This is a genomic window from Vibrio sp. AH4 (assembly GCF_030710545.1).
Lineage (GTDB): Bacteria > Pseudomonadota > Gammaproteobacteria > Enterobacterales > Vibrionaceae > Vibrio > Vibrio metoecus.
Genome location: NZ_JALAIV010000001.1, coordinates 294544 through 311778, shown reverse-complemented (window position 1 = coordinate 311778; position 17235 = coordinate 294544). Strand labels below are relative to the sequence as shown.

Annotated in this window: 17 protein-coding genes; 13 read left to right on the top strand and 4 right to left on the bottom strand. The window is 45.4% G+C overall.

Annotated elements, in window-relative coordinates:
* Positions 1-58: 58 nt before the first annotated feature.
* The 4 genes from MKA69_RS01605 to MKA69_RS01590 form a co-directional block, all read right to left on the bottom strand.
* Positions 59-1369 (bottom strand): MFS transporter, encoded by a 1311-nt coding sequence (locus tag MKA69_RS01605; protein WP_304572765.1) that lies wholly within the window; start codon positions 1367-1369, stop codon positions 59-61.
* Positions 1370-1517: 148 nt separating this feature from the next.
* Entirely contained in the window at positions 1518-2066 is a 549-nt protein-coding gene (locus MKA69_RS01600; protein ID WP_305847396.1) for a peptidylprolyl isomerase, read from the bottom strand.
* Positions 2059-2634: a YajG family lipoprotein gene (locus MKA69_RS01595; protein WP_000737551.1), complete on the bottom strand. Its 576-nt coding sequence runs from the start codon at positions 2632-2634 to the stop codon at positions 2059-2061. The genes MKA69_RS01600 and MKA69_RS01595 overlap by 8 nt, the downstream gene beginning before the upstream one ends.
* 40 nt (positions 2635-2674) lie before the next feature.
* Positions 2675-3805, bottom strand: a complete 1131-nt coding sequence (locus tag MKA69_RS01590; RefSeq protein WP_305848216.1) for a class I SAM-dependent methyltransferase — start codon at positions 3803-3805, stop codon at positions 2675-2677.
* Positions 3806-3969: 164 nt separating this feature from the next.
* Here MKA69_RS01590 and MKA69_RS01585 point away from each other — a divergent pair, with 164 nt between their 5' ends.
* From MKA69_RS01585 to MKA69_RS01525, 13 genes are all read left to right on the top strand, one after another.
* Positions 3970-4290, top strand: coding sequence for a BolA family transcriptional regulator (locus tag MKA69_RS01585; RefSeq protein ID WP_000613863.1), 321 nt, complete (start codon positions 3970-3972; stop codon positions 4288-4290).
* Positions 4291-4773: 483 nt separating this feature from the next.
* Positions 4774-6114, top strand: a complete 1341-nt coding sequence (locus MKA69_RS01580; protein WP_050418652.1) for a Na(+)-translocating NADH-quinone reductase subunit A — start codon at positions 4774-4776, stop codon at positions 6112-6114.
* 5 nt (positions 6115-6119) lie between these two features.
* Entirely contained in the window at positions 6120-7367 is a 1248-nt protein-coding gene (locus MKA69_RS01575; protein WP_000523297.1) for an NADH:ubiquinone reductase (Na(+)-transporting) subunit B, read from the top strand.
* The gene (locus MKA69_RS01570; RefSeq protein WP_055027583.1) at positions 7354-8127 is read left to right on the top strand and encodes a Na(+)-translocating NADH-quinone reductase subunit C; all 774 of its coding nucleotides are present in this window, start codon (positions 7354-7356) and stop codon (positions 8125-8127) included. The genes MKA69_RS01575 and MKA69_RS01570 overlap by 14 nt, the downstream gene beginning before the upstream one ends.
* A complete protein-coding gene (locus tag MKA69_RS01565) occupies positions 8127-8759 on the top strand; it encodes an NADH:ubiquinone reductase (Na(+)-transporting) subunit D (RefSeq protein ID WP_000092892.1) in 633 nt (210 codons plus the stop codon). Before MKA69_RS01570 ends, MKA69_RS01565 begins: the two co-directional genes overlap by 1 nt.
* A 7-nt stretch (positions 8760-8766) precedes the next feature.
* Complete coding sequence (gene nqrE / locus MKA69_RS01560; RefSeq protein ID WP_000401428.1) at positions 8767-9363, top strand: NADH:ubiquinone reductase (Na(+)-transporting) subunit E; 597 nt, start codon at positions 8767-8769, stop codon at positions 9361-9363.
* A 33-nt stretch (positions 9364-9396) separates the two neighbouring features.
* Complete coding sequence (gene nqrF / locus MKA69_RS01555; protein ID WP_000103960.1) at positions 9397-10623, top strand: NADH:ubiquinone reductase (Na(+)-transporting) subunit F; 1227 nt, start codon at positions 9397-9399, stop codon at positions 10621-10623.
* A 152-nt stretch (positions 10624-10775) separates the two neighbouring features.
* Positions 10776-11780 (top strand): FAD:protein FMN transferase, encoded by a 1005-nt coding sequence (locus MKA69_RS01550; protein ID WP_305847395.1) that lies wholly within the window; start codon positions 10776-10778, stop codon positions 11778-11780.
* A gap of 16 nt (positions 11781-11796) precedes the next feature.
* A complete protein-coding gene (nqrM, locus tag MKA69_RS01545; RefSeq protein ID WP_001091359.1) occupies positions 11797-12030 on the top strand; it encodes a (Na+)-NQR maturation NqrM in 234 nt (77 codons plus the stop codon).
* Positions 12031-12139: 109 nt separating this feature from the next.
* Positions 12140-13219 (top strand): DNA polymerase IV, encoded by a 1080-nt coding sequence (gene dinB / locus MKA69_RS01540; RefSeq protein WP_009355391.1) that lies wholly within the window; start codon positions 12140-12142, stop codon positions 13217-13219.
* 156 nt (positions 13220-13375) lie between these two features.
* Positions 13376-14119 carry a YggN family protein gene (locus tag MKA69_RS01535; protein ID WP_000750985.1) on the top strand — a complete coding sequence of 248 codons (744 nt, stop codon included), beginning with the start codon at positions 13376-13378 and terminating at the stop codon, positions 14117-14119.
* A 64-nt stretch (positions 14120-14183) separates the two neighbouring features.
* Positions 14184-15701 (top strand): diguanylate cyclase domain-containing protein, encoded by a 1518-nt coding sequence (locus MKA69_RS01530; RefSeq protein ID WP_305847394.1) that lies wholly within the window; start codon positions 14184-14186, stop codon positions 15699-15701.
* A 158-nt stretch (positions 15702-15859) separates the two neighbouring features.
* On the top strand, positions 15860-17215 hold the full coding sequence (locus MKA69_RS01525) for a sodium-dependent transporter (RefSeq protein WP_055027587.1): 1356 nt from the start codon (positions 15860-15862) through the stop codon (positions 17213-17215).
* The last annotated feature ends 20 nt before the right edge of the window (positions 17216-17235 follow it).

Below are 17235 nucleotides of genomic sequence, written 5' to 3'. Positions count from 1 at the left end.
GAAAGGGAGCTGCTTGGCTCCCTTTCATTGAGTCCATTTAACAAGATAGATAAGCGCTCTATTGGGCGATGTTATCCTCTGGTGTTGGATCTTCCTTATGCTGTTTGGCTTTTTCCAACATCAAGGTAAAGTCATGGCGCAGTGAATAAAGCATGATCAAACTCGGGATCACCATTACCGCGGTCAAAATAAAGAACAGCGACCAATCATTAAGGTAATCCGCTAATTCTCCACTAAATGAAGCGATCGTTGTCCTGCCTAAGTTACCCAGAGAGGCAAGCAAAGCATACTGGGTTGCTGAAAATGCTTGCCCGGTCATTAAGGTTAGAAACGACACAAAGGCCACTGTGGAAAAGGCCGAAGTAAAGTTATCGACGACTAATGTTGCCAAAAACAGGTGTTCATTAGGACCGACTTTGGCGATCCAGGCAAACATCAAGTTACTCGACGCCATAGCGATACCACCAATCATCAGGCCTCGCACAATCCCGAATTTGATATTGACTAGGCTGCCAAGTAAGGTAAACAAAATGGTGATACCCCAACCGAGCAGCTTAGAGTAGTAGCCGATCTGTTCGTTGCTAAAACCGATTTCCTTGTAAAAGGCAATCGACATACGACCCAAGAAAGCTTCGCCGATTTTGAACAGGAATACGAACAACAACAGTGTTAAGGCGACACGGAAACCGTTGCGTCGGAAAAAATCGATAAACGGCTCGAATACCGTAACGGTTAACCAACGAAGAATTCGATTGCTAACGATCTGTTGGTGGCGTTCTTCGGCAAGTTGCTGTAATTGATCTCGCTGAGTGTGTGGCTCACCGACCAGCAAAGTAAACAGCATTAATAGCCCAACCACTGCTGCCATAATGTAGTAAACCCCATTCCAACCCATGCTATCGGCATTCACGAACGCAAAATAGCCTGGCAGAGAGTACCCAGTAGACCAACCGATCACCGCCATTGCGGAAGCTTGGGGTAGCTTGTTCGATTCACTTTTTGAGAAGGAATCAATTCGGAAGGCATCTATTGCGACATCTTGCGTGGCTGAAGCGATGGCAATCCCCAGAGCAAACATGGAGGTGAGTATGAGATTATTGGCAGGGTTAATGCCTGCGATCAGCAAAGTACCGATTAAAATGATGCACTGACAAAAAAAGATCCAGCTTCGGCGCTGACCAAGCATCGAGTGCAGAATGGGTAACTTGACTCTGTCGATTAGCGGAGCCCAGAGAAAGTTAATCGCGTACACCGTAAATATACTGCCGAAATAACCGATGGCAGTGCGGCTGAGTCCGGCATCTTTCAACCAGCCAGTCATGTTAGAACCAATCAATACCCATGGGAAGCCGCTGGCACAACCCAGCATAAATACCCACAGCAAGCGTCGATCAAAATAGCTAACAATCAATTCTAGCCAAGAATGGGACCGGGGCTGTTGAACCATAACGAGTCCTTTATGAGAGTGATTCGGAAAGAGAGTCGCACTCCTGCGATGAGGAGTGCGAAGAGGTGATTTAAGGCAGACGAGTGACTTTATTGATCACGATAGGTGTCACGGGAACGTTTTGCATCCGGCCTTGATTTTTAGTTGGTTGCAGAGCCATCTTTTCAACCACATCAAACCCTTCAATGACTTGACCAAACACGGCATAACCCGGAGGTTGTGCCGCGTAGTTCAAGAAGTTATTATCCACCAAGTTGATGTAAAACTGACGAGTCGCCGAGTTGGGGTTTTGAGTGCGAGCCATAGCAATCGTCGCAGTATCATTACGCAGACCATTACTGGCTTCATTTTCAATCGGTGCATAGGTTTGCAGCTGATTCATACTTGCATCAAAACCGCCACCTTGCGCCATAAACCCTGGGATCACGCGATGAAATTGACTGCCTACATAGCTACCGTCATCGACATAACGCAAAAAGTTGGCGACTGAAATTGGCGCCTTTTCTTGGTTAAGTTCGATGGTGAAGTTGCCAAGCGAGGTTTCCACCGCGACTTTGGGACCCGCCCAAACCCAGCTGCTTAGCAGTGCGGTGGCGGCCAACAGCCATGATTTAGCCATTGAAACGCTCCTGCATATAGCTTTGCAGTTCGGTATCGTTGGCAATCTCTTTGAGTACGATATTAATCACATCATTGAGGACCATTTCGATCTCATCATTTGAAGCGCTTAGCATGCCTGTGCGCTTAGCAGTGCCGTTGTAACTCTTTACTAGCTTGCCTTTTGGAGTTTCAGCAGTCACTTCCAGTGTTACGCTACCATCCATTTGGTTTTCAATCATGGAGTGCTTCACCGAAACCAACAACTCTTGGATTTCCAGCGTAATTGTGTTTTCACTGTTCACATTGACACGGAAGCCTTGCGAACCAAACTGTTCAGCCAGCGCATTCTCTAGAGTAATGCGAACATTTTGGCGCGGATGGATGGGCTCGATATTGTTACGACCGCTGTCCACTAATGCCACATACTGCGCCGAGCGCACGTCTTTACTGACAAGAGAAAAACTGCTGTTTTTCACAATCGCGTTATGACTTAACGTTGCTTGAGGTGTCACGTTGATTTGGGTCTGCTGAGGAGCAGAACAAGCGGTAAGTAAAGCGATTGAAGCCGCAAGAACCAGTTTTTTCATGGTTAATTCCTTTCGTTTATTGTGCATACAGCCGCAAGGCTCAAGATTTAATAGCTTGTAAGATAACAAATTTACTGTTGTTGGCGATCACTCTAACATGGCTTTTGCCAAACAATCTTGCCAGTTTTACATCGTAGCCGAGGTGGCGATTGCCGATCACCCATAATTTCCCGCCTTTTTTCAGAACATGCTTTGAGTCACAGAACATCTGCCAAGCAATGTGATCTGTAATCGTCTGTTGTTGATGGAAAGGCGGATTACACACAATCATCGAACTGCTTTGTGCGGGGAATTGGTCTAAACAATTGTTTGTCACACAATGAGCGCTCCGTTCACCGAGATTGTTGGCCAGGTTTTTTTGAGCTGAGGCAATCGCCATAAAGCTTTCATCGACGCATGTGATCGACGCTTGAGGATTTAATTGCCCCAGACGAACAGAGAGCACGCCATTTCCACAACCCAAGTCAATAAAATCCTCTAAAGCAGGATCGGGCGGCAAATGCTCAAGCATAAATCTGGCACCCAGATCTAAACTTTCACCAGAGTACACATTCGGTAGATTGGCGAGAGTGATAGCATAAGGTTCAACCTTCCAACAACAATCCTGATTGACCTCAATCAAGGGGGTAACGGTTGCAGAGCTGAAGACTAAGCGATGTTTCTTCCAAGCTAATGATGTTGTAGTAGTACCTAAGTGTTTTTCAAATAGACTCAGGGTGGAAGTGTGGATTTCCTTTGCTTTATTGACAGCAATGATTGGGACATTAGCGGGCAAGCTTTTACGCAGTTGACTCAGTATCCAAACCAAATGGCGATTACTTTTAGGCAGCTGCAATAACACGAGATCCGCATCACTTGGAATTGGATCCATCGTGGTGAGCATCGTCACTGGGGTGCAGTGATTTTGTTGCAAGTTAGCTTGAGTAGCTTGGTGGGCAATATAGGAATCACTCATCATGCTGACTTTATGTTGTCTTGCAAACCAACAACTCAACGCCCCGAAATGATCGTTGATCACGACCACATGACGATGATCAGGCAGATTGAGTTCAGCGACATGCTGAATGAGGTACTCATCGCCGGCGTCCCAAGCTTGCAGGGTTTCATTATTGCGTTTAGGGAAACGATGAAGAGTGAGCGTTTGCTCAAGCAAGGTAAGCTCAGTTTTCATATTGCTCGTGTTTTTAGTAAATTGACGGCGCATTGTCTCAGATGGCGATAAAACAGCAAACGAAAACCTAGGTTTTTGTATTTTTAACCACACGTCAGGCCTTCCATGGTCTATTCTCAATTTGTCATGTTGTCGACACACAAGTGCTCAACAAGGAAAGCAATATGATTCAAGATGTTATTGAAATGAAGTTGCGTAGCGAGCTACAGCCAGATTTTTTTAAAGTCATTAATGAAAGTGATATGCATAACGTGCCAAGAGGTTCGGAAAGCCATTTTAAAGTCACTATCGTGAGCGATCGCTTTAATGGATTGCGTCCGGTTGCACGTCATCGTTTAGTTAATCAAACCTTGGCTGACGAATTAGCTAACCATATTCACGCTTTGGCTATCCATACCTATACTCGTGAAGAGTGGCAACAGATGAATAAAGAGATCCCAGAAAGCCCAATGTGCTTGGGTGGGTCAAGAAAAAGCGCTCAATGAAACAGGATTAATTCATTATCCCTGGTCGCTTTTTAAGCAAGTTGTTAACACTGTTTAAACAAATGGACTGCGGTAAATCGAGTTAAGCGAGCGTTTAGCGCAGCAAGATGACAGATAAGCCTACACAAAATAGGCCTTAATGAGTTTGTGCGATGCTTCAAAAATATGATGATTTCTTAGCCTTTCACTCAGGATTCGTTTGAAATTAAACAGTGATTCAGGGCATTGGTCATGGCATCGAGTTCCTAAAAGATGCTAGACTACAGCACCTGACAAATCCCCCACATGATTTGTGATGGGATTTTTAAAAGGATGTTGCGATTTTAATGGCCAAGGTCATTAAAACGGACACAAACAATGTCGTGTCTACCGAGGTAAGGATTCCGCTAGCGTTGTTCAGTTGTAAGAACAAGGCAAACGGAGTGCGCCTCGAATTTGCGCAATGAAAGAATCTTTTTCCCGATAAAAGTAGTGCAAGTGCGTATGATTACAATAAAAAAGGGATTGGACCTTCCTATCGCAGGAACTCCTTCCCAGGTGATTAGTGATGGCAAAGCCATCAAAAAAGTCGCCTTGCTTGGCGAAGAGTACGTTGGCATGCGTCCTACTATGCATGTTCGCGTAGGTGATGAAGTAAAAAAAGCTCAGATTCTTTTTGAAGACAAGAAGAATCCGGGTGTGAAGTTTACTTCACCAGTCAGCGGTAAAGTGGTTGAAATCAATCGTGGTGCTAAGCGCGTTCTTCAGTCTGTAGTGATTGAAGTGGCGGGTGATGACCAAGTGACATTCGACAAGTTTGAAGCCAATCAATTAGCCAGTTTGAATCGCGATGCGATCAAAACTCAGCTGGTTGAATCTGGTCTTTGGACTGCTTTACGTACTCGTCCGTTCAGCAAGGTTCCAGCCGTTGATTCCACTTCTGAAGCCATTTTTGTGACTGCCATGGATACCAATCCGTTGGCGGCTGAGCCGACTGTCGTGATCAATGAACAATCGGAAGCCTTCGTAGCCGGTCTTGATGTTCTTTCTGCGTTGACCACAGGCAAAGTGTACGTTTGTAAAAAAGGTACTAGCTTGCCGCGTTCTCAGCAGTCGAATGTTGAAGAACATGTGTTTGACGGCCCACACCCAGCAGGTCTTGTTGGCACTCACATGCATTTTCTTTACCCAGTAAGTGCAAACCATGTGGCTTGGAGCATCAACTATCAGGACGTGATCGCGATGGGTCAGTTGTTCTTGACGGGTGAGCTATACAATCAGCGTGTAGTTTCTCTTGCGGGTCCTGTTGTGAACAAACCTCGTTTGGTTCGTACCGTAATGGGGGCGTCTCTAGAGCAACTGGTTGATAGCGAAATCATGCCAGGTGAAGTGCGTATTATCTCTGGCTCTGTGCTGTCTGGTACTAAAGCCACTGGACCACATGCTTATTTAGGCCGTTACCACTTACAAGTCTCAGTCCTACGTGAAGGACGCGATAAAGAGCTGCTCGGTTGGGCAATGCCAGGTAAGAATAAGTTCTCTGTAACTCGCTCTTTCCTTGGACATCTGTTCAAAGGTCAAGTGTACAACATGACCACCACCACCAATGGTAGTGATCGCGCCATGGTTCCAATTGGTAACTATGAAAAAGTGATGCCATTGGATATGGAGCCAACCTTGTTGCTTCGTGATCTGTGTGCTGGCGACAGTGACAACGCGATTCGCCTAGGTGCTTTGGAACTAGATGAAGAAGATCTGGCACTGTGTACTTTCGTTTGCCCAGGCAAATATGAGTACGGTCAGCTCCTGCGTGAGTGCTTAGACAAGATCGAGAAAGAAGGGTAATTTCCATGGGCCTTAAAAAGTTTCTTGAAGACATCGAGCATCATTTTGAGCCAGGCGGCAAACACGAGAAGTGGTTTGCATTGTATGAAGCGGCGGCAACGCTGTTCTATACACCAGGTCTGGTTACTAAAAGAAGCTCACACGTTCGTGATAGCGTTGATCTAAAACGTATCATGATCATGGTTTGGCTAGCCGTATTCCCAGCGATGTTCTGGGGTATGTACAATGCTGGCGGCCAAGCGATTACAGCGCTTAATCATCTGTATTCAGGTGATCAACTTGCTGCGATGGTAGCGGGTAACTGGCACTACTGGCTGACTGAAATGCTTGGCGGAACCATGTCAAGCGATGCCGGTTGGGGCAGTAAAATGCTACTCGGTGCAACTTACTTCTTGCCGATTTATGCCACTGTGTTTCTTGTGGGTGGTTTCTGGGAAGTGTTGTTCTGTATGGTGCGCAAGCATGAAGTCAACGAAGGTTTCTTCGTCACTTCAATCCTGTTTGCTCTCATTGTTCCGCCAACTCTGCCTCTGTGGCAAGCAGCACTGGGTATTACCTTTGGTGTTGTTGTTGCTAAAGAAGTGTTTGGTGGTACTGGCCGTAACTTCCTTAACCCAGCGTTGGCTGGCCGTGCTTTCCTATTCTTTGCTTACCCAGCACAGATTTCAGGTGACCTAGTATGGACTGCGGCGGATGGCTTCTCAGGTGCAACAGCACTGAGCCAATGGGCGCAAGGTGGTGCAGGTGCACTGATTAACAACGCGACTGGCCAAACGATTACTTGGATGGATGCGTTCATCGGTAATATCCCAGGCTCTATCGGTGAAGTTTCAACACTGGCACTGATGATTGGTGCGGCGTTTATCGTATACATGGGCATTGCTTCATGGCGCATTATCGGCGGCGTGATGGTTGGTATGATTCTGCTGTCAACACTGTTTAACGTGATTGGCTCTGATACCAATGCAATGTTCAACATGCCATGGCATTGGCACCTTGTTTTAGGTGGTTTTGCATTCGGTATGTTCTTCATGGCGACTGACCCAGTTTCAGCTTCTTTTACCAATGGCGGTAAGTGGGCTTACGGTATTTTGATCGGTGTAATGTGTGTACTGATCCGTGTCGTGAACCCAGCGTACCCAGAAGGTATGATGCTGGCGATCCTATTCGCGAACCTATTTGCACCACTGTTTGACCACGTGGTTGTAGAGAGAAATATCAAGCGGAGATTAGCGCGCTATGGCAAGCAATAACGATAGCATTAAAAAGACGCTGTTTGTTGTTATCGCGTTGAGCCTAGTGTGCTCAATCATTGTATCGGCAGCGGCTGTCGGTCTGCGTGATAAGCAAAAAGAGAATGCAGCATTAGACAAGCAGAGCAAAATTCTGCAAGTGGCTGGTATTCCAGCGAAAGGCAGCAAACAAATCGTTGAACTGTTTAATAAGAGCATTGAACCACGTCTGGTTGATTTCAGCACGGGTGACTTTGTTGAAGGCGATGCAGCGAACTACGATCAACGTAAAGCAGCGAAAGCCGCCTCTGAGTCAATTAAGCTGACGGCTGAACAAGATAAAGCCAAGATCCAGCGTCGTGCGAATGTTGGTGTGGTTTATCTCGTGAAAGATGGCGATAAAACTAGCAAGGTGATTCTGCCTGTACATGGTAATGGCCTATGGTCAATGATGTACGCGTTTGTCGCCGTTGAAACTGACGGTAACACCGTTTCAGGTTTGACCTACTACGAACAAGGCGAAACTCCGGGATTGGGTGGCGAAGTTGAAAACCCAGCTTGGCGTGCTCAATGGGTTGGTAAAAAGCTGTTTGATGAAAATCACAAACCTGCGATCAAGATTGTCAAAGGTGGCGCACCACAAGGTTCTGAGCATGGCGTAGACGGTCTGTCTGGCGCAACGCTGACCAGTAATGGTGTTCAACATACCTTCGACTTCTGGTTGGGTGATATGGGCTTTGGTCCATTCCTGACAAAAGTTCGTGACGGAGGTCTTAACTAATGTCTAGCGCAAAAGAGCTGAAAAAGAGTGTGTTAGCCCCAGTTTTGGACAATAACCCTATTGCATTGCAAGTTCTGGGTGTGTGTTCGGCGCTGGCGGTAACCACTAAGCTGGAAACGGCATTTGTTATGACGCTAGCGGTAATGTTTGTTACTGCATTGTCTAACTTCTTCGTTTCTCTGATCCGTAACCACATTCCTAACAGCGTACGTATCATCGTGCAGATGGCCATTATCGCGTCGTTAGTAATTGTGGTAGACCAGATTCTGAAAGCGTATCTGTACGATATTTCTAAGCAACTGTCGGTATTCGTTGGTCTGATCATCACCAACTGTATCGTAATGGGCCGTGCAGAAGCATTTGCGATGAAGTCGGCGCCAATCCCATCATTTATTGATGGTATTGGTAACGGTCTAGGATATGGTTTCGTGCTGATGTCGGTTGGTTTCTTCCGTGAGCTTTTGGGTTCAGGCAAACTGTTTGGTTTGGAAATTCTTCCTCTTATCAGCAACGGTGGTTGGTATCAGCCAAATGGCCTGATGCTACTCGCGCCTTCAGCATTCTTCCTGATCGGCTTCATGATTTGGGCGATTCGTACGTTCAAACCAGAACAAGTAGAAGCGAAGGAGTAAGGTTGTCATGGAACATTATATTAGTCTGCTGGTGAAATCGATTTTCATCGAGAACATGGCACTCTCTTTCTTCTTGGGGATGTGTACATTCTTGGCGGTGTCGAAAAAAGTTAAGACATCATTCGGCTTAGGTATTGCGGTTATCGTCGTACTGACTATCTCTGTACCAGTCAATAATCTGGTGTACAACTTAGTGCTAAAACCAGATGCACTGGCTGAAGGGGTAGATTTAAGCTTCCTGAACTTTATTACCTTTATCGGTGTTATTGCGGCATTAGTACAGATTCTGGAAATGATCCTCGATCGCTTCTTCCCGCCTCTGTATAACGCACTGGGCATCTTCCTACCGTTGATCACAGTAAACTGTGCCATCTTCGGTGGTGTGTCTTTCATGGTGCAGCGCGACTACAACTTTGCTGAATCTGTGGTATACGGTTTCGGTTCTGGTGTGGGTTGGATGCTGGCTATCGTCGCTCTTGCAGGTATCCGTGAGAAGATGAAGTATTCAGACGTTCCTCCTGGTCTGCGTGGTTTGGGTATTACCTTTATCACCGCTGGCTTGATGGCGTTGGGCTTCATGTCATTCTCTGGTGTTCAACTGTAAGTCGGGTAAACCGCAGCAATAAAGGAATAGTTAATGTCTACTATTATTTTTGGTGTAGTGATGTTTACCCTGATTATACTGGCGTTGGTTTTGGTGATTCTGTTCGCCAAATCCAAGCTAGTACCAACAGGTGACATTACAATCTCAATCAATGGCGATCCTGAAAAAGCGATCGTAACCCAACCGGGTGGTAAGTTGCTGGGTGCATTGGCTGGTGCCGGTGTATTCGTATCTTCTGCTTGTGGTGGTGGTGGTTCATGCGGCCAATGCCGTGTAAAAATCAAATCGGGTGGCGGTGATATTCTGCCAACAGAACTGGATCACATCAGCAAAGGCGAAGCCCGTGAAGGCGAGCGTTTGGCGTGTCAGGTTGCTGTGAAAACCGATATGGATCTAGAACTGCCAGAAGAAATCTTTGGTGTGAAGAAGTGGGAATGTACGGTTATCTCTAACGATAATAAAGCCACGTTCATCAAAGAGCTGAAACTGCAGATTCCTGATGGCGAATCAGTACCGTTCCGTGCGGGTGGTTACATTCAGATTGAAGCGCCTGCGCACCACATTAAGTACGCTGATTTCGATGTGCCAGAAATGTATCGCGGTGATTGGGACAAGTTTAACTTGTTCCGTTATGAGTCTATCGTAAATGAAGACATCATCCGTGCTTACTCTATGGCGAACTACCCAGAAGAGTTCGGTATCATCATGCTGAACGTGCGTATCGCGACTCCGCCGCCAAATAATCCAAACGTGCCACCAGGCCAAATGTCTTCTTACATCTGGTCACTGAAAGCCGGTGATAAATGTACAATTTCTGGCCCATTCGGTGAGTTCTTCGCGAAGGATACGGATGCAGAAATGGTCTTTATCGGTGGTGGTGCAGGTATGGCGCCAATGCGCTCGCATATCTTTGACCAGCTGAAGCGTCTGAAGTCTAAACGTAAGATGTCTTACTGGTACGGTGCGCGTTCTAAGCGTGAAATGTTCTACGTAGAAGATTTCGATGGCCTAGCGGCTGAGAATGACAACTTCGTATGGCATTGTGCTCTATCTGATCCTCAGCCAGAAGATAACTGGACGGGTTACACCGGTTTCATCCATAACGTGTTGTACGAAAACTATCTGCGTGACCATGAAGCACCAGAAGATTGTGAGTACTACATGTGTGGACCTCCGATGATGAACGCGGCTGTGATCAACATGCTGAAGAACCTCGGTGTAGAAGAAGAAAACATCCTGTTGGATGACTTCGGTGGTTAATTAATCATTTGCTACATCATGATGGCTGGCTCATTAGAGTCAGCCATTGTTTTTTGCAAATCGGATATTGAAAGTGTCGATCCCATTACAGCTAGAATGTGTTGGTATCGGTATTTCCCATATCAATTTTTAACGATGAAAGGAGTAAACAAGTGAGACATTGGCTTGTTGCATTAGCTTCTCTTCTCTTGTTGGCTGGCTGTGAAAAGCCGGTTGAGCAAGTGCATATCAGTGGCCCAACCATGGGAACCACTTACAATATTAAATACATTCAACAACCTGGCGTTGCTGATTCCACAACCTTGCAAACTGAAATCGACCGTTTGTTGGAGGAAGTGAACGCTCAGATGTCGACGTATCGTAAAGACTCTGAATTAAGTCGTTTTAATCAACACACCAATGCGGAGCCGTTTACGGTATCAACACAAACCGCGACTGTTGTGAAAGAAGCCATTCGTTTGAACGGTCTGACTGAGGGTGCGTTAGATGTGACCGTAGGACCGTTGGTGAATCTTTGGGGATTTGGGCCTGAGGCTCGCCCTGATATCGTACCGACGGATGAAGAGTTGAATACTCGCCGTGCAATTACCGGTATTGAGCATCTGACGGTGGAAGGTAATACGCTGAGTAAAGATATTCCTGAGCTGTACGTCGACCTATCTACCATTGCAAAAGGCTGGGGAGTTGATGTGATCGCGGATTATATTCAATCACAAGGTATCGAAAATTATATGGTCGAAATCGGTGGTGAAATCCGTTTGAAAGGCTTGAACCGTGAAGGTGTCGCTTGGCGTATTGCGATTGAAAAACCCAGTGTTGATCAGCGCAGCGTGCAAGAAATTATTGAACCGGGTGAATATGCGATTGCGACATCAGGAGATTACCGCAACTACTTTGAGCAAGATGGCGTGCGTTATTCACACATTATTGAGCCAAAAACAGGACGTCCGATCAACAATCGAGTGGTTTCAGTCACCGTATTGGATAAATCATGCATGACGGCAGATGGGCTAGCGACCGGTTTAATGGTCATGGGTGAAGAGCGTGGTATGGCGGTCGCTGAAGCCAACCAGATCCCAGTCTTGATGATTGTGAAAACCGATGACGGTTTCAAAGAATACGCATCAAGCAGCTTTAAACCGTTTTTAAATAAGTAATAGTGAGCATAAAACAATGAACACATTTTTGATTACTTTTGGTTTCTTTCTTGCTGTCATTGCAGCGATGGCCGTTGGTTACATTTTCCAACGTAAAGTAGTGAAAGGGAGTTGTGGTGGCTTAGGTGCCGTCGGCATCGAAAAAGTGTGCAACTGCCCAGAACCTTGTGATGCACGCAAAAAGCGTGAAGCAAAAGCAGCAGCGCGAGCAGAACGCCTTGCCGCTTGGGAAAAAGATCGCATCGCGTAATCAAGGCTACTCAAGTAAAAAGCTCGCTTCGGCGGGCTTTTTGTTTATCAGACTTTCCTTATCGATGGCTTGTTATTATACTGTTTATGTATACAGTATTTGGTGGGCTATGCAAGACAGAATTCGCAAGATAATCCATGTGGACATGGATTGCTTTTTCGCAGCAGTGGAAATGCGAGATAATCCTGCTTATCGTGATATTCCACTTGCTGTGGGAGGGCATGAAAAGCAACGTGGTGTGATCAGCACTTGTAACTATCAAGCTCGGCAGTTTGGTGTGCGTTCTGCAATGCCGACGGCTCAAGCTCTGAAACTATGCCCTCAACTGCATGTTGTTCCGGGAAGAATGCCTGTTTACAAAACAGTTTCTCAACAAATTCGTGCCATTTTTCAACGTTATACCTCGGTGATTGAACCGCTCTCTTTGGATGAGGCTTATCTGGATGTCACAGAATCTACGGCTTATCAAGGAAGCGCCACTCTGATTGCACAGGCGATTCGTCGAGACATCTGGCAAGAATTGAACCTAACGGCTTCGGCAGGTGTTGCTCCAATCAAATTTCTGGCCAAAGTCGCTTCTGATATCAATAAGCCAAATGGACTGTATGTGGTGACTCCTGAGCAAGTGCAGATCATGGTCGATTCCCTACCCTTAGAAAAAATTCCGGGAGTTGGCAAAGTGGCGTTAGAAAAACTGCATCAAGCCGGTCTTTATGTCGGGGCTGATGTTAAAAACGCGGATTATAGGAAGCTACTGCATCAATTTGGTCGTTTGGGGGCGTCTTTATGGAAAAAGAGCCATGGTATTGATGAAAGAGAGGTCATCACCGAGCGTGAGCGTAAATCAGTCGGGGTGGAATACACTTTTAGCCAAAATATCACCACCTTTGATGAATGTTGGCAGGTGATTGAACAACGACTTTATCCTGAGCTTGATGCTCGCTTGAAGCGTGCAAATTCACAGCGAGCGATTATCAAACAGGGAATTAAAGTGAAGTTTGCCGATTTTCAACTGACGACAATTGAACATATTCACCCCGAGTTGGACTTAGAGTACTTCCATGAACTGCTTGAACAAGTATTAACTCGTCAACAGGGGCGAGAGATTCGCTTGCTCGGCTTAAGTGTGATGTTAAAACCAGAATTGCAAATGAAGCAGTTATCTATGTTTCCTAACGAATTGGATTAGAGCCATTACACTCAGAAAATGCGTTGAACCGAAGAAGTCCATCTGATCGTTAAGTGCTTGGGTAAAAATTATCAGTAATGCGCTATTTTTGACGATTTATTGGCGTATCATTCGCCAGGATTGATTATAGTTGGCAAAACTTAGCCAGAGAAAACCATGAAAAAAACCATTTTAGCTTTCGCTGTATTAATGAGTTCCTCTACTTGGGCTACACAGTGCCGAGTGGATATTCAAAATGAAGTTCACCTGAATACTCAGCGAGTGGAAATTCTGCGCACAGCGAGCGATACGGCATTGATTGATAAGCAAAATAATCTCTATATTCAAGGCCAAAAAATAGCGCTGACCGCGGATCAGAAAAATGCAGTGCGTCGTTATCGTGAACAGCTTGTCAACATGGTGCCTAAGGCACAGCGTTGGGCTGATGACAGTTTAAAATCGGCCAATCAATTGGTTGATGAGGTGGCGACTTCTCTAGAAGCACCACAGGCGTTTGATAACGTAAAGCAGTCAATGGCAACGTTTTTTGCGGATGCTAAAGCCCAGTATTTTAAAAATGGGGATATGATCGTGCCTGCCGAAACGTTTGAAGCAATGCAGAACCGTTTTCAACAACAGTTTTCTCGTGGTAAGGAAGTGCTCACACAGCAATTTTTTGCCAGTGCGTTTGATGTGATGTCTACCAAGATGCAAAAAGAGGGCGGCTTGAATCTGACGCAGCTAGGCAAAAATATGGCAGATCTGAAAACAAAGTTGGATGTGAAGCTAAAAGAGCAAACCTCGACTTTTGAAAAGCAGGGGCAGGAATGGTGTGACGCATTAAACGAAATGACTCAGCAAGAGCAGAAATTACACAAAAAGATCCCTCAATTAAAAAACTATCAAGTCTTCACCATCTAAACTTAAAAGAGCGTAAAGCCACGCTCTTTTTGTTTTAGGTAAGGTTTGTCATGACGATGGTGATATGAATTTAAATAATGTTAGTTTGCGCAAATTAACTGCACTCAATGCATTGGCAGTAGTGGTGTGCTTTTTGCTTTTTTATCTGATCTTCAAATATTTTTGGTCACACGATCGCGATATTGCGCAAGCCCTGCAATTACAACAAGCAGAATTACACCGTGTTGAAACCATAGTGTCGTTGGAACGTAAAGCGATGGGGGCTTCTCTGGCTGATTATGCAGCTTGGGACGATATGGCGAATTTCATTGCTCATCCGACAGCGGAGTTTATTGAGAGCAATATTGGTGAACTGGCTTTTACCTCTCAATTTCTGGATGGCATTTTTATTTTTGATGCCAATAAAACGTTAGTCTGGGGTAAAAAATACGATTCTGAACTCAATAAAAGTGTCAGCTATGAACACTTGTTACCTGACTTTTCTGGGATTTTGCAGCAGGCTCAACGTTTAAGCTCCGACAAAGTTTCAACATCTGTGCGCTATATGGTGGTGGATGATGAACCCTATCTCGCGGCTACTGCCCGAGTGTGTGATAGCGAAGGAAAATCGTGTAATAAAGGTTACCTCATCTTTATTAAAAAAGTCCGAGCACAATTTACCAATGTGGTTGAACAAGCGACAGGCATCGATATTGAGGTATTAACGTGTGCAACCAATGCCCCATTACCTGAAGATGAGCAGGATGTCTCCTATTTAAAACAGCTTGATTACAGCGGCCAGTCCAGTGTGCTGTTTAAAATCAACCACCAAGTTAAACATCCACCTTTCATCCGTAATGATGAAGTCTTCGCTCTTTTGTTTTTTTCGCTAGTGATGTACTTGATAAACCTATGGGTGGTACAGGCGCTGATTCGCCCTATCACAAGGGCAAATCATGTGTTGCAACAGTTCAAAACATCGGGTGGTAAAGTACCAGATGCAAACTCTTTTATTTCTTCAGAGATGAAAGAGTTCGCAAATACCATCAATCACATCGTGAGCCAACTTGATGACAGCCAACAAGTGTTGCGTTGGCAGTCTGAGCATGATCCTCTAACTCGGATTTCAAACCGCCGTTACTTAGAAAAGCAACTTAAAAGCTATTTGAGTGATCGCCCTTTTCGTTATTTAGTTTTGTATCTCATTGATATTGATTATTTTAAACGTTTCAACGACAGTTTTGGGCATTTAGCCGGTGATGAGGCATTGTGCTCAGTGGCGGATATCTTGCAATCGGTGGATTTTGCAGGAGAGAAAATTGTAGCCCGTTTTGGTGGTGAGGAGTTTTGTGTGGTGCTGGCTTCAGATCAGCCATTTGATGGTGAACAATATGCCCAACAAATGCGTGCCAAAGTGGCTCAGCTTGCGATTACCAACCCAGTTGACTCTACATTTCAATATCTCACGGTCAGCATTGGTGGAATTTATGCTTTATCTCCTCTGACGGATGCCTATCAGTCACTCTTTCATCAGGCTGATATAGCGCTGTACCATGCTAAGGCAAGCGGTAGGGATCGCTATGTTGTGCGTAACTTTGTTTGATTTTTAAACAGAAAATTAGTTTTATTTTGATTCAGCTCGATAAAAGCAAAGTGTTTGTGCGTTTTTTCAGCGAATGATTCTGTTGTCGATTGAGTCAAACGGCACTTTGTATTAATGTACTAGTCAACTAGTGTGTTGGTATCGTGTGAGTCGTCGTCATGGCACAATCAAATTCTCGTGAGACATTCAGTTCTCGTCTTGGTTTTATTCTTGCTGCAGCTGGAGCTGCGGTGGGGTTAGGTAATATTTGGGGATTTCCAACCCAAGCTGCCAGCAATGGTGGCGGTGCGTTTTTGTTGGTTTATCTGGTTTTGATCGTTGTTGTTGCCTTTCCTATGTTAGTCGTTGAAATGGCCATTGGTCGTTATGGTCAAGCTAACCCTGTTGATAGTATGCGATCGCTAACCGCAAATCCTACCGCAAAGAAAGTGGGTGGCTTAGTCGGCTGGGTTGGGCTAAGTGTGCCGAGTGCGGTTTTGGCTTTCTATAGTATTGTGGGTGGTTGGATCATCTGCTTCTTATTCGGGGCGATGGCGGATCTCTTCGGCCTAGAAAGCATCAGTGCTTGGCTAAAAGGTTTTAGTGTAGAGCGAAACTTGCTTGGTACGATCATTTTTTATGTCCTGACGATTTTGATTGTGCAAGGTGGAGTGAAAAAAGGGATTGAACGTTGGTCTACACGACTGATGCCCGCATTATTTGTGCTGTTTGCCGTCCTGTTTGTCTACATCATGACGCAACAAGGTGCGATGGAAGGCTTAAAGCACTACTTGATCCCTGATTTTGACAAAGTGTGGGATCGTAAGTTGATTTTAGCGGCGATGGGACAAGGATTCTTCTCGCTAACCATTGGCGGTTGTTCGATGCTGATTTACGGTTCTTATCTGAGTAAGAAAGAAAACCTACCAAAAATGGCGATGAGCGTTACGTTGGTCGATACCGCTGTGGCTTTTATTGCCGGTTTGGTGGTATTGCCGGCCATGTTTGTTGCTATGCATAAAGGGGTTGAGATTTACGCTCAAGATGGCTCCCTACTGAGCTCTGATACTTTAGTGTTTACTGTGTTACCCCTGATGTTTGATAGCTTAGGTACACTTGGACAGATTTTCGCGATGGTGTTCTTTTTGTTGCTCACCATTGCCGCACTGACTTCTTCAATCTCGATGTTGGAATGTCCAGTCGCGCTAGTTGGAGAGCGTTTCAATACACGCCGCACGCCAACCAGTTGGGTGTTAGGTAGCTTGATTGCGCTAGTGAGCGTGGTGATTGTCTATAACTTTGGTGCGTTATTTGGCTTGGTCGCAACATTAGCGACGCAATACTTACAACCTACTGCTGCTCTGATGTTCTGTCTGTTTGGTGGGTGGGTATGGCAGCGTGACGCTAAAATGAAGGAGCTACAAGCTGGATTCCCAGAGTTGCAACAGAGCCTCTTTGGCAAAATTTGGCCTTGGTATGTGAAGTTTGTTTGCCCAATTTTGGTGGCGACAGTTATCTGGGCTTCCTTTGGTTAAAAGACAGCGTACAGTCATAA